Here is an 11,836-nt window from a genome sequence, read left to right as displayed (position 1 = left end):
GGTGCGCCTCCTTATGGGGTTTCGATGCGCCGCTGCAACAAGTTGATCAGCAGCAACAGGACGAAGGAAACCACCAGCATCAGTACACCAATGGAGGTAGCGCCGGTGTAATCGTATTGGTCGAGCTTGACCATGATCAGCAGCGGCAGAATCTCGGTTTTCATCGGCATGTTGCCGGCGATGAAAATCACCGAACCGTACTCGCCGACCCCGCGGGCAAAGGCCAAGGCGAAACCGGTGAGCCATGCCGGAAGCAGTGCCGGCAGCAGGATATGGCGAAAGACCTGCAAGGGTTTTGCACCCAGGCACGCCGCCGCTTCTTCCACTTCACGGGGAATATCCGCCAATACTGGCTGTACGGTACGTACTACGAATGGAAGTGTCACAAAAGTGAGGGCAAGGGTGATGCCCAGGGGGGTGTAGGCGATCTTGAAACCCAGATCCGCTGCAAACTGACCCACCAGACCGGTAGGGGTGTACAACGCTGTCAGTGCAATACCGGCCACCGCCGTGGGCAATGCGAACGGCAAGTCGATCATTGCATCGATCACTTTTCGTCCAGGGAAGGTATAGCGCACTAATACCCAGGCCAACAGCGTGCCGATGATGCCGTTGATGATCGCGGCACACAGGGCGGTGCCGAAGCTGAGCTTAAGCGCGGCCAGCACCCGTGGCGCCGAGATGATTGCCCAGAATTGATCCCAGGTGAGTTGAGCGGCATGCACGAACATTGCCGCCAGTGGTATGAGCACAATCAGGCTGAGGTACACCAAGGTGTAGCCCAGCGTCAGCCCGAAGCCGGGTATGACGGGGGAGATACGACGCGACATAAAAGTCCTTGGTTGAGAACGCACTGAGCCCCGGAGGTGAATCCGGGGCTCGTTGATGGCTATTTAAGATTACTGCGCCTGATAGATCTGGTCGAACACGCCTCCGTCATTGAAGAATTTCGGCTGTGCGGTTTTCCAGCCGCCGAAGTCCTTGTCGATGCTCACCAGTTCCAGTTTCGGGAACTGCTGGGCGTACTTGGCGGCCACGTCCTTGTCACGTGGACGATAGAAGTTCTTCGCCGCGATTTCCTGGCCGGCCGGGCTGTACAGGTGCTTGAGGTAAGCTTCGGCGATCTGCTCGTTGCCCTTTTTCTCGGCGTTCTTGTCGACCACCGCCACCGGTGGCTCGGCGAGAATCGACAGCGAAGGCACGACGATGTCGAACTTGTCGGCGCCGCCCTCTTCTTTCAGGGCCAGGAAGGCTTCGTTTTCCCAGGCCAGCAATACATCACCCTGACCGTTGTTGACGAAGGTAATGGTCGAGCCGCGAGCGCCGGTATCCAGCACTGGCACGTGCTTGAACAGGGTTTGTACGTATTCCTTGGCCTTGGCTTCGTCGCCGCCATTGGCTTTCAAGCCATAGGCCCAGGCCGCGAGGAAGTTCCAGCGTGCACCGCCGGAGGTTTTCGGGTTCGGCGTGATCACCGAGACGTCATTCTTGACCAGGTCGCCCCAGTCCTTGATGCCTTTAGGGTTGCCCTTGCGCACCAGGAACACGATGGTCGAGGTGTAGGGCGTGCTGGCGTCCGGCAGGCGTTTTTGCCAGTCGGCCGGCAGGGTTTTGCCGAGCTTGGCGATTTCGTCGATATCACCGGCCAGGGCCAGGGTCACGACGTCGGCACGCAGGCCATCGATCACCGCACGGCCTTGCTTGCCCGAACCGCCGTGGGATTGCTGGACCTTCACGGTGTCGCCCGCATGATCCTTCTGCCAGAACTTGATGAACTCGGCGTTGTAGTCCTGGTACAGCTCGCGGGTCGGGTCGTACGACACGTTGAGCAACTCGTAGTCCTTGGCAACGGCGGAACCGGCAAAAAGGGCGCTGGCCAGGGCGGCCAAAGCGAAATGACGAATCGACGACATGGTGAAAGCTCCTGGAATTCTTGGTTTGTTGGCTTTTTTATGGATTTCTGGAATCGCGTTGCCGGTTCAAAGATCGCAGCCTTCGGCAGCTCCTACAGGTGATTGCGTGCTTCTGTAGGAGCTGCCGCAGGCTGCGATCCCCTTCAGCCCGACTTGTTGCCCGGCTGCTGCAAACGGAATTTTTCTTTGCGCTCGATCTGCACCACCTGGGCGTTGTGCACGGTGATTTCCACGGCACCAAAGCGCAGATCGCGCAGGGCACTCTGGATTTCACGCAGGATGGTGGCTTCGTCTTGACCGTCGACGCTACGCAGGGATGCGCTCATATTGCTGCTCCTTCAACTGAGAGGTTGCCTCGCAGTGTCGGCACTGCTTGCGGCTTGAGAGCAATACTAGAGAGGTGTAGATATTCTTAAAAAGACTATTTAAGAATGTTTATATAACCAGAAGAGATTAACTGAAGGGACAAGGGCTTGAGGTGAATCACCCCTTTTCAGACACACCAAAAAACCTCCCACAGGATTTGCGCCTATCCGATCACCGGCGCATGCATCCAATCGAGCTGCGCCGCCGACACCGGCCGCCCGAACCAGTAACCCTGACCCAGATCACACCCCTGCTCGAGGAGGAAAGCTGCCTGTTCGACCTGCTCGATCCCCTCGGCATGCACCTGCATACCCATGCTCTGGGCCAGGGCAATGATCACCCGCGAAATCGCTGCATCATCCTCATCCCACGGCAATCCGGCGACGAAGCCCTGGTCGATTTTCAACTTTTGTACCGGCAGACGCTTGAGTCGCAGCAGCGATGAATAACCGGTGCCAAAGTCGTCGATGGCCAGGCGCACACCCAGTTCGCGCAGGCGATGCATCTGCTCCAGCGCGACCTCCGGGTCCTCCATCACCGCGCTTTCGGTAACTTCCAGCTCCAGAAACGCCGGTTCCAGCCCGGTTTCACGCAAGACCTGCGCCACCTGCCGATACAGCTCACGGCGGGCGAACAGGCGCGAAGAAACGTTGACCGCGACAAACGACAACACCACCCCGCCCTGCTGCCACTGGCACATCTGCCGGCACGCCTGCGCCATGACCCAGGCATCGATTTCAGCAATCAGACCGGTTCGTTCGGCGACCGGAATGAATTCCGCCGGCGACACCAGGCCCCGCTGCGGGTGCTGCCAACGCACCAGCGCCTCGACGCCAATCAGGCGGCTGGTCTTGAGGTCGTGAACCGGCTGGTAATGGACCCGCAGCTCCTGCCGTTCCAGGGCTCGGCGCAACTCGAAGGCGATCTCCACCCGTTGCTGGGCATGGGCCGTCAGCTCTTCGGTGTACAGGGCATAATCATTGCGCCCCGTGCTCTTGGCCTTGAACAGTGCAGAGTCGGCATTGCGCAGCAGTTGCTCGACACTCAAGGCATCGCTGGGGAACAGGCTGATGCCGATGCTGGTGTTGATGGACAGTGGGTGCCCATCAATAAGAAACGGCTCTTTAAGACCATCGATGATCCGCTGGGCCAACGCAGCGGCCTGAACCAGTTGCGGACAGCTTTCGGCAAGTATGGCGAACTCATCTCCGCCCAGCCTAGCCAAGGTGATGCCCGGACCGAACATGGCGTCCAGGCGCTCGGCCACAGCCTTGAGCAACTGGTCGCCAATGCTGTGCCCGAGGCTGTCGTTGATCATCTTGAAGTGATCGAGATCGATCATCAGCAGCGCGCAGCCACGCTTGTGCACCTGTGCCGAGGCCAGGGCCTGTTCGGCGCGGTCGGTGAACAGCAGGCGGTTCGGCAGGTCGGTCAGCGGATCGTGGTGCGCCAGGTGCATCAGTTCGTGTTCGGAGTTCTTGATTGCACTGATGTCGGAAAACACCGCCACATATTCGCTCGGCCGGCCGAAATCGTCATGGATCAGGCGGATCGTTTGCCATTGCGGGTAAATTTCGCCGCTTTTACGCCGGTTCCAGATTTCCCCACTCCACTCCCCGACACTGGCGAGCGAGGCAAACATCACCTGATAGAACTCAGGGGAATGTCGCCCGGACTTGAACAGGCTGGGCCGCTGTCCCAGCACGTCCTCACACCCGTAACCGGTGATTTCCATGAACGCCCGGTTTACATGGATGATCAGGCCTTCCCGATTGGTAACCAGCACGCCTTCGCGGGTGCAGTCGAACACGGCCGCCGCCTGGCGCAAGCGCATGCGGTCGGCATCGCGCTCACGCAGTTTGGCGCCGATACCCAGACACCGCAGCAGCCGCGCCCGGGCAATGAAGATCAACCCGGCGCTGAACAGCACCCAGACATAACCGTTGATCAGTTGCCATCGCAGTCGCTCGGCAGAGCTATCGAAGAAACTGTTTAATAAATAGCCACTGATCTGCAGCCAAACCACAGAAAGCAACAGATAGAGCAGCGCTGCGCGCAAGGCATCGCGATAGGTGGCTGACATCCGGCAATCCATGTCCCTACAAAAAGTTTGGAATTATAGTTGAAAGACACATCCAGCCACTCTTATCTGAAAGGGCGACTGGTTTTCTGTGTGGGCTTAGTGATAATGCAACGGCTGTTTTTTCTTTATCGAGGGCCCTACAGCCTATGTGGTACGAAGGTTTTCTTGGCTTGTCGCCCTGGTCGCTGGTAGCAGTCACCCTGCTGATGACCCACGTCACGATCATCGCCGTCACGGTCTATCTGCATCGTTACTCCGCCCATCGCTCCCTGGAGCTGAATGGGGGGCTCAAGCATTTCTTCCGTTTCTGGCTGTGGCTGACCACGGCGCAGAACACCCGCGAGTGGACCGCCATCCACCGCAAGCATCACGCCAAATGCGAGACCGTCGATGACCCGCACAGCCCGGTCATCAAGGGTTTGTCCACGGTGCTGCGCAAAGGCGCCGAGTTGTACCGCGCCGAAGCGGAAAACCCCGAGACCCTGCGCATCTACGGCAAGAACTGCCCCGAAGACTGGATCGAGCGCAACCTCTACAGCCGATACCCGCTGCTGGGCATCGCGATCATGGGTGTTATCGACCTGCTGCTGTTCGGCACCATCGGCATCACCATCTGGGCCATCCAGATGATGTGGATCCCGGTGTGGGCCGCCGGCGTGGTCAATGGCCTGGGCCATGCCATCGGCTACCGCAACTTCGAATGCCGCGATGCGGCGACCAACCTGGTGCCTTGGGGCATCCTGATTGGCGGCGAAGAACTGCATAACAACCATCACACCTACCCTAACTCGGCAAAATTGTCGGTGAAGAAGTGGGAATTCGACCTGGGCTGGGCGTGGATTAAAGTCTTCAGCTTCCTGCGCCTGGCCAAGGTTCAGCGGGTTGCACCGATTGCCCATCGCGTCGAAGGCAAGGGCAACCTGGACATGGACACCGCCATGGCGATCCTCAACAACCGCTTCCAGATCATGGCCCAGTACCGCAAATTGGTGATCGGCCCGCTGGTCAAGCAAGAGCTGGAAAAGGTCGATCACTCGGTACGCCACCAGTTCCACCGGGCCAAGCGCCTGCTTTCGCGGGAGACCAGCCTGCTGGATGACAAACACCATGTACGCATCCAGAACATGCTCGAGCACAGTCAGGCGCTGAAGGTAATTTACGAGAAACGCCTGGCCCTGCAGCAGATCTGGGTCAAGACCAGCTCAAATGGTCACGACATGCTCGCGGCCATCAAGGACTGGGTACACGAAGCCGAAGCCAGCGGGATTCAATCCCTGCGCGACTTCGCCGATCAGTTGAAGACCTACTCCCTGCGCCCTGCCGCTGTCTGAAAAACCCAGTGGGAGCGAGCTTGCTCGCTCCCACTGGGTTATGTGGTGTGACTGCAATATCGCGCCATCAGTACCGCCCGGCGGGAGCCAGCTCTCTCGTGACAAAGGGTGGGAACTTCACCCGAAAAGCCCTATCTCAAAGACACTTCGCCATCCCCGGCGGGCTTGGTGTTGGCCGCGAACTAACACGCGGCATGCCCTTTGAGATTTGTGTCGATGGCCCAGAAAAACCTGCAAGACTCATCTCCGTCACATGGGCCCGAGGCCGCGCAGACCCTGATAGCGCTGATGCATGCCCAAGGCGAAGTCGCACGCCTGAGCGAACGCGAACAGTTGCTCAATACCTTGCTGATGAGCGTCAACGCGGTGCTGTGGGCCTTCGATTGGGAAACCCGCCAGGTGCTTTACGTCAGCCCCGCCTATGAACGGATCTTTGGCCGTTCGGCTGATCGGCTGCTGGTCGACTGCAACCAATGGCGCGACAGCATTTACCCTGACGACCTGGACTATGCCGAGCGCAGCCTGGCCGAGGTGCTGGACAAGGGCGCCGTCGAAGACCGCGAGTATCGAATCATTGCCGCCGATGGCCAGGTACGCTGGCTCAGCGACAAATGCTACGTCAACCGCCAGGCCGAACCGGGGCAACCCGTGATCATCGTCGGCATCGCCGAAGACATCACCGACAAGAAGCGGATGGAAAGCGAGCTGCATCGCCTGGCAACCACCGACGCCCTGACCCAAAGCAGCAATCGCCGGCATTTCTTCGAATGCGCCCACCAGGAATTCGCACACGCCCGGCAACGGGGCCAACCGCTGTCGTTCCTGATGCTGGACATCGATGACTTCAAAATCATCAACGACACCTACGGTCACCAGGAAGGCGACAACGTGTTGCAATGCATCGCCGATAGCGGCCGCGCGGCGTTGCGTCGTGGCGACCTGTTCGGGCGCATTGGCGGTGAGGAGTTCGCAGCGGTGTTTCCCGGCTGTACGCCGCAGATGGCCCTGCAAGTGGCGGAACGCTTGCAACAGCAGATTCAGCGAATGCGTTTCACCCATGAAGGCCAGACGTTTGGCATCACCGTCAGCCAGGGCCTGACCTGCCTGAGCGCCGCGGACGAAAACGTGGAGAACCTGTTTTCCCGGGCGGATGCCGCGATGTACCGGGCCAAGCGCGAGGGCAAGAACCGGATTGTCACTGCCTGACAGGTCACCACAGCCCGCTCCCACAGGGAATCGCGTTCGCCCTTATTTCCTGCGCAAACGCATCAACTCCGGCAAACCGATCTTGAGCAACCGCGCCGTCCGGCTCTTCGCCAGCGCCTCAATGCCCTCATGCTCGGTCAGGCGCGCCATCTGCGCCGCCATGTTCATCACCAGCGCTTCGCGGGAGTAAACCCCGCCACCGAGCTGGTAGGCCGCCGCAATCAGCTCCCGCAACTCCAGCGGCAGGCGCCAGCGCGTGCGCAAGGCCGAACCATAGGCCGCGCCAAATTCAACCAGCGCTTCACCCACTTCCTCCTGCTCGTCCAGTTCGCCACCGGCCTGTTTCCATTCCTGCAAACAGCGCAGCAACGCCAGATCGCCGAGTCGATGCAACATGCCGGCGCAATAACAGCGCTCCTGATCCAGATCGAGCAGGCGCGCCAGGGTTCGCGCGTATTCGGCGGTGTGCAGCGATAGATCCCAGTAGCGCTCGGCATAGTCGGCCAATTGCGGATCGCTGAGCCGGGCACTGCGCTTGAGCGCCAGGCCGAGAATCAGGTTCATGCTCTGCCCGGTGCCCAGGCGATGCAGCGCCTGGGACAGGGTTTGCACACCGCTGCCGTGGTGCTGGGCCGCGCTGTTGGCAGCGGCGATCAACACGGCCGTTACCTGCGGATCGGTGCGGATTTCGTCTTCCAGCACCGTCAGGTCGAGGCCGTTGGGATTGAGGCTGCGTTTGACCGCCACTTGCACGTCGGTCATCAGCGGCGCGCCGTCGGCCAATTCCCGGCGACGCTCCAGAAACACCGACAACGTCATGCCCGGTGCCAGCGCCGGCACTTCGCACGAGACTTCTTCGCCAGCGTTCAGCAGCAACCCCTGCAACCGTTGGGTCAGGCTTTGCATATTCAGGGGCTTGGTCAGGTACGCGGCCGGCACCAGCGGCAAGGCCTCGCGCACGCTGGCACTGTCGTTGCGACTGCTCATGAGGATGAAGGGCAGCGGCGGGTTGCGTTTGCGCTGACGGACATTGCGCAGGACATTCAGGCCATCGACGCCCGGCAACTCCCAATCGGCGATCACCAGGTCATAGGGGTGGGCGGCCAATAGCTCCAGCGCTTGCTGGCCATCGGCGCACAGATCCAGCCGGGCATCGCAGCGTACGTTCAATAACACTTCCTTGAGCAGATCCCGGGACCAGGGGTCGGCCTCGGCAATCAGGACTCTTGGAACGGCGGGTAAAATGACAGTTGTCATACAGCTCTCCCTGGCAATGCAGGAACCTTATCCAATGCTGGCCATTCGATACAGCGCTAATGCGCGGGATCTGTTTCCAGGGGCATGAAAAAACCCGCCGAAGCGGGTTTTTTGTGGATCAGGTCACACCGGGGATCAGAGCTCGGAGAAGCACTCTTCGATGATCGCCAGGCCTTTGTCCAGTTGCTCGTCCGGCGAGGTCAGCGGTACCAGGACGCGCAGAACGTTGCCGTAGGTGCCGCAAGACAGCAGGATCAGACCCTTGTCGCGAGCCTTGGCCACAACCGACGCCACGGCTGCAGCGTTCGGCTTGTGGCTGTCGCCGTTTTCGAACAACTCGACAGCGATCATCGCGCCCAGGGCACGGACTTCACCGATCACCGGGTACTTGGCCTGGATGGCCTTCAGGCCGGTTACCAGACGCTCGCCAACAGCCTTGCAACGATCCAGCAGGTGCTCTTCTTCGAACACTTCCATCACGGCCAGGGCCGCGGCACAAGCGATCGGGCTACCGGCATAGGTGCCGCCCAGGCCGCCTGGAGCGATGGCGTCCATGTATTCGGCCTTGCCGCACACACCGGCCAGCGGGAAGCCGCCAGCGATGGATTTGGCGAAGGTGGTCAGGTCGGCAGCAACGCCCATCTGCTCCATGGCGAAGAACGTACCGGTACGGCCAGCGCCGGTCTGTACTTCGTCAGCGATCAGCAGGATGCCGTGCTGGTCGCACAGGGCACGCAGACGCTTCATGAACTCTTTAGGCGCGACGTAGAAACCGCCTTCGCCCTGAACCGGCTCGATGATGATCGCGGCGATGTCTTTCGGCTCGGCGTCGTTCTTGAAGATGCGTTCGATGGAAGCGATCGAATCGTCGATGCTCACACCGTGCAGTTCGTTCGGGTACAGCGCGCGGAAGATGCCGCCTGGCATCAGGCCCATGCCGGCCGAGTAAGGCACGACTTTACCGGTCAGGCCCAGGGTCATCATGGTGCGACCGTGGTAAGCGCCGGTGAAGGCGATCACGCCGGCACGGCCAGTGGCGGCACGGGCGATCTTGATGGAGTTTTCCACGGCTTCGGAGCCGGTGGTCACCAGCAGGGTTTTCTTGTCGAAATCACCTGGGACCTTGGCGTTGATTTTTTCGCACACTTCCACATACGGCTCGTAGGCCAGAACCTGGAAGCAGGTGTGGGTCAGCTTGTTCAACTGCTCGGTCACGGCGGCGATGACTTTCGGGTGCACGTGGCCGGTGTTCAGCACAGCGATACCGCCGGCGAAGTCGATGAACTCACGACCTTCAACGTCGGTTACGGTCGCGTTCTTCGCGGAATCGGCGAAGATCGGGTGAATCTGGCCAACACCACGTGGAACAGCGGCGGTACGGCGGGCCATCAAAGAAGCGTTAGTCTTGCTCATACATTCCTCATTCACCGCTCATCGGGCGGCGTGGTTCAAGGATAAAGCGACGGGGAGCAACGGCGGCAGCATGCGATGATCGACTGCCACAGTGTTCCCGGTCACAGAGAAAATTCCGGTTTTACGCACGCAAAGGAACAGCGCTCTCGTGCCCTTTGCGTTTCAAGCAATACCTTCTCGGCTTATACCTTCGAGCTTAGATGCCCAGGCAGAGGTATTTGATTTCCAGGTAATCTTCGATGCCGTACTTGGAGCCTTCACGGCCCAGGCCCGAGGCCTTGATGCCGCCGAACGGCGCGACTTCGTTGGAGATCAACCCGGTGTTGACGCCGACCATGCCGTATTCCAGGGCTTCAGCCACACGGAACACACGGCCCAGGTCACGAGCATAGAAGTACGAGGCCAGACCGAACTCGGTGTCGTTGGACATCGCGATCACGTCGGCTTCGTCTTTGAAACGGAACAGTGGAGCCAATGGACCGAAGGTTTCTTCCTTGGCCACGGCAGCGTTGTTCGGCACGTTGGTCAGAATGGTCGGCTCGAAGAAGTTGCCTTCCATCGGCTTGCCGCCGGACAACACGGTGGCGCCTTTGGAAATGGCGTCAGCGATGTGCTCTTGCACCTTGGCCACGGCTTTTTCGTCGATCAGCGGGCCAGTGGTGGTGCCGTCTTCCAGACCGTTACCGATCTTGAGCTTGGCCACAGCCACTTTCAGCTTCTCGGCGAACGCGTCGTAGACCGAATCCTGAATGTACAGGCGGTTGGCGCAGACGCAGGTCTGACCGTTGTTGCGATACTTGGAAATGATCGCGCCTTCGACGGCCTTATCCAGGTCCGCGTCGTCGAACACGATGAACGGCGCGTTGCCGCCCAGCTCCAGGGACACTTTCTTGATGTCCTTGGCGCATTCCGACATCAGTTGACGACCGATTTCGGTCGAACCGGTGAAGGACAGCTTGCGCACGATCGGGTTGCTGGTCAGCTCGCTGCCGATGTCACCGGCGCTGCCGGAAACAACGCTGAACACGCCAGCCGGGATGCCGGCACGCTGGGCCAGTTCGGCCAGGGCGAAGGCGGAAAACGGAGTTTGCGAAGCAGGCTTGAGCACCATGGTGCAACCGGCGGCCAGGGCCGGGCCGGCTTTACGGGTGATCATTGCAGCCGGGAAGTTCCACGGGGTGATTGCAGCGGTCACGCCGATTGGCTGCTTGATCACGATCAAGCGCTTGTCTGGCTGGTGGCCCGGAATCACGTCACCATAGATGCGCTTGGCTTCTTCGGCGAACCACTCGATGAAGGAAGCGGCGTAAACGATTTCGCCCTTGGCTTCGGCCAATGGCTTGCCTTGCTCCAGAGTCATCAGGCGAGCCAGGTCGTCCTGGTTCTCGATGATCAGCTCATACCAGCGACGCAGCTTGGTCGCACGCTCTTTGGCGGTCAGTGCACGCCAGGCCGGCAGCGCTTTGTCAGCGGCTTCGATCGCACGGCGGGTTTCGGCAGCGCCCATTTTCGGCACGGTGCCCAGAATTTCGCCCGTTGCCGGGTTGTTGACCTTGATCGTCTGACCATTGTCCGCATCGACCCACGCGCCATCGATGAAGGCTTGCTGGCGGAACAACTGGGTGTCTTTAAGCTGCATGTCGGCTTTCCTTAACAGCACCGCAACGAATGCGGAGCAAATTATGATTGTAGAAAGGCGCCTCGATAGGCTGCCGTCAGGGAAATCATTCACCGGGCTGAAGCACATAAATAGCGCACTGATTCAAATCGTGCGGTTCAGCACCCAGACAAGAGCGTTTGAAATCTCAAACGAATCCTAGGATCAAAGGGGGTAAAGGACAATAGCCTGTTCGAAAAAAAGAACGAAAACGACGCTTTTGCCTATTTTTTCTGATCAACGTAGCAAACGCGCGTTACCGCTTTGAAAAAACGCAGGCGATTCAGCAGCATGGACGCCCGCAGTGCATATGCGTATCATGGCGCCCGCTGCACCAGTAGCTCAGCTGGATAGAGTACTGCCCTCCGAAGGCAGGGGTCGTGGGTTCGAATCCCGCCTGGTGCACCATACGTTGTAACGAGAAAGCCTCAGGCCTTTATGGGCCTGGGGCTTTTTTGTGGGTGTTGTTTCGTCCTGAATAAGGTTTACACCTTCTGGCTTTTTCGGCGAACGGCATCGGCAGCCTGCTGCGGGCGTTGAAACTGCCACCCGAAATTTGCGCATGACGACGCGCTATCCCACTGCTGCCTGAGGCACCTGATCCACATCC

The 11,836-nt window shown here is 59.6% G+C and carries 9 protein-coding genes and 1 tRNA gene; 3 read left to right on the top strand and 7 right to left on the bottom strand.

Translation table 11 applies throughout. From position 1 onward, the window contains the following. Positions 1–11: 11 nt before the first annotated feature. The 4 genes from cysT to dibA form a co-directional block, all read right to left on the bottom strand. Positions 12–830, bottom strand: a complete 819-nt coding sequence (gene cysT, locus AB4O40_RS18445) for a sulfate ABC transporter permease subunit CysT (RefSeq protein ID WP_007972956.1) — start codon at positions 828–830, stop codon at positions 12–14. Between the two features lie 69 nt (positions 831–899). Further along, positions 900–1,913: a sulfate ABC transporter substrate-binding protein gene (locus AB4O40_RS18440; RefSeq protein WP_056726966.1), complete on the bottom strand. Its 1,014-nt coding sequence runs from the start codon at positions 1,911–1,913 to the stop codon at positions 900–902. 143 nt (positions 1,914–2,056) lie between these two features. Continuing rightward, complete coding sequence (gene oscA, locus AB4O40_RS18435) at positions 2,057–2,239, bottom strand: sulfur starvation response protein OscA (protein ID WP_056726967.1); 183 nt, start codon at positions 2,237–2,239, stop codon at positions 2,057–2,059. A gap of 203 nt (positions 2,240–2,442) precedes the next feature. Continuing rightward, positions 2,443–4,362 (bottom strand): phosphodiesterase DibA, encoded by a 1,920-nt coding sequence (dibA, locus tag AB4O40_RS18430; protein WP_409079077.1) that lies wholly within the window; start codon positions 4,360–4,362, stop codon positions 2,443–2,445. Between the two features lie 146 nt (positions 4,363–4,508). Here dibA and desA point away from each other — a divergent pair, with 146 nt between their 5' ends. Both desA and AB4O40_RS18420 read left to right on the top strand, forming a co-directional pair. Beyond that, positions 4,509–5,693, top strand: coding sequence for a delta-9 fatty acid desaturase DesA (gene desA / locus AB4O40_RS18425; protein WP_056726969.1), 1,185 nt, complete (start codon positions 4,509–4,511; stop codon positions 5,691–5,693). A gap of 216 nt (positions 5,694–5,909) precedes the next feature. After that, positions 5,910–6,899: a GGDEF domain-containing protein gene (locus AB4O40_RS18420; protein ID WP_056726970.1), complete on the top strand. Its 990-nt coding sequence runs from the start codon at positions 5,910–5,912 to the stop codon at positions 6,897–6,899. 42 nt (positions 6,900–6,941) lie between these two features. Here the strand turns inward: AB4O40_RS18420 and AB4O40_RS18415 are convergent, their stop codons facing one another. The 3 genes from AB4O40_RS18415 to gabD all read right to left on the bottom strand — a co-directional run bounded on the left by AB4O40_RS18415 (position 6,942) and on the right by gabD (position 11,208). Continuing rightward, a complete protein-coding gene (locus tag AB4O40_RS18415) occupies positions 6,942–8,156 on the bottom strand; it encodes a response regulator (protein WP_056726971.1) in 1,215 nt (404 codons plus the stop codon). Between the two features lie 135 nt (positions 8,157–8,291). Then, entirely contained in the window at positions 8,292–9,569 is a 1,278-nt protein-coding gene (gabT, locus tag AB4O40_RS18410; protein ID WP_007994487.1) for a 4-aminobutyrate--2-oxoglutarate transaminase, read from the bottom strand. 196 nt (positions 9,570–9,765) lie between these two features. Further along, positions 9,766–11,208, bottom strand: a complete 1,443-nt coding sequence (gabD, locus tag AB4O40_RS18405) for an NADP-dependent succinate-semialdehyde dehydrogenase (RefSeq protein ID WP_056726972.1) — start codon at positions 11,206–11,208, stop codon at positions 9,766–9,768. A 349-nt stretch (positions 11,209–11,557) separates the two neighbouring features. Here gabD and AB4O40_RS18400 point away from each other — a divergent pair. After that, positions 11,558–11,634, top strand: a tRNA-Arg gene (locus tag AB4O40_RS18400). Positions 11,635–11,836 lie beyond the last annotated feature (202 nt).

Source organism: Pseudomonas sp. S2_F07, assembly GCF_054668325.1.
The sequence above is the reverse complement of the archived record's forward strand: the minus strand, read 5'-3'. Positions and strand labels throughout refer to the sequence as shown.

What these genes read in the sequence shown, in the direction of transcription:
- cysT (WP_007972956.1), bottom strand. Translation starts at nt 830, where the DNA reads ATGTCGCGTCGTATCTCCCCCGTCATACCCGGCTTCGGGCTGACGCTG.
- AB4O40_RS18440 (WP_056726966.1), bottom strand. Translation starts at nt 1,913, where the DNA reads ATGTCGTCGATTCGTCATTTCGCTTTGGCCGCCCTGGCCAGCGCCCTT.
- oscA (WP_056726967.1), bottom strand. Translation starts at nt 2,239, where the DNA reads ATGAGCGCATCCCTGCGTAGCGTCGACGGTCAAGACGAAGCCACCATC.
- dibA (WP_409079077.1), bottom strand. Translation starts at nt 4,362, where the DNA reads ATGTCAGCCACCTATCGCGATGCCTTGCGCGCAGCGCTGCTCTATCTG.
- desA (WP_056726969.1), top strand. Translation starts at nt 4,509, where the DNA reads ATGTGGTACGAAGGTTTTCTTGGCTTGTCGCCCTGGTCGCTGGTAGCA.
- AB4O40_RS18420 (WP_056726970.1), top strand. Translation starts at nt 5,910, where the DNA reads ATGGCCCAGAAAAACCTGCAAGACTCATCTCCGTCACATGGGCCCGAG.
- AB4O40_RS18415 (WP_056726971.1), bottom strand. Translation starts at nt 8,156, where the DNA reads ATGACAACTGTCATTTTACCCGCCGTTCCAAGAGTCCTGATTGCCGAG.
- gabT (WP_007994487.1), bottom strand. Translation starts at nt 9,569, where the DNA reads ATGAGCAAGACTAACGCTTCTTTGATGGCCCGCCGTACCGCCGCTGTT.
- gabD (WP_056726972.1), bottom strand. Translation starts at nt 11,208, where the DNA reads ATGCAGCTTAAAGACACCCAGTTGTTCCGCCAGCAAGCCTTCATCGAT.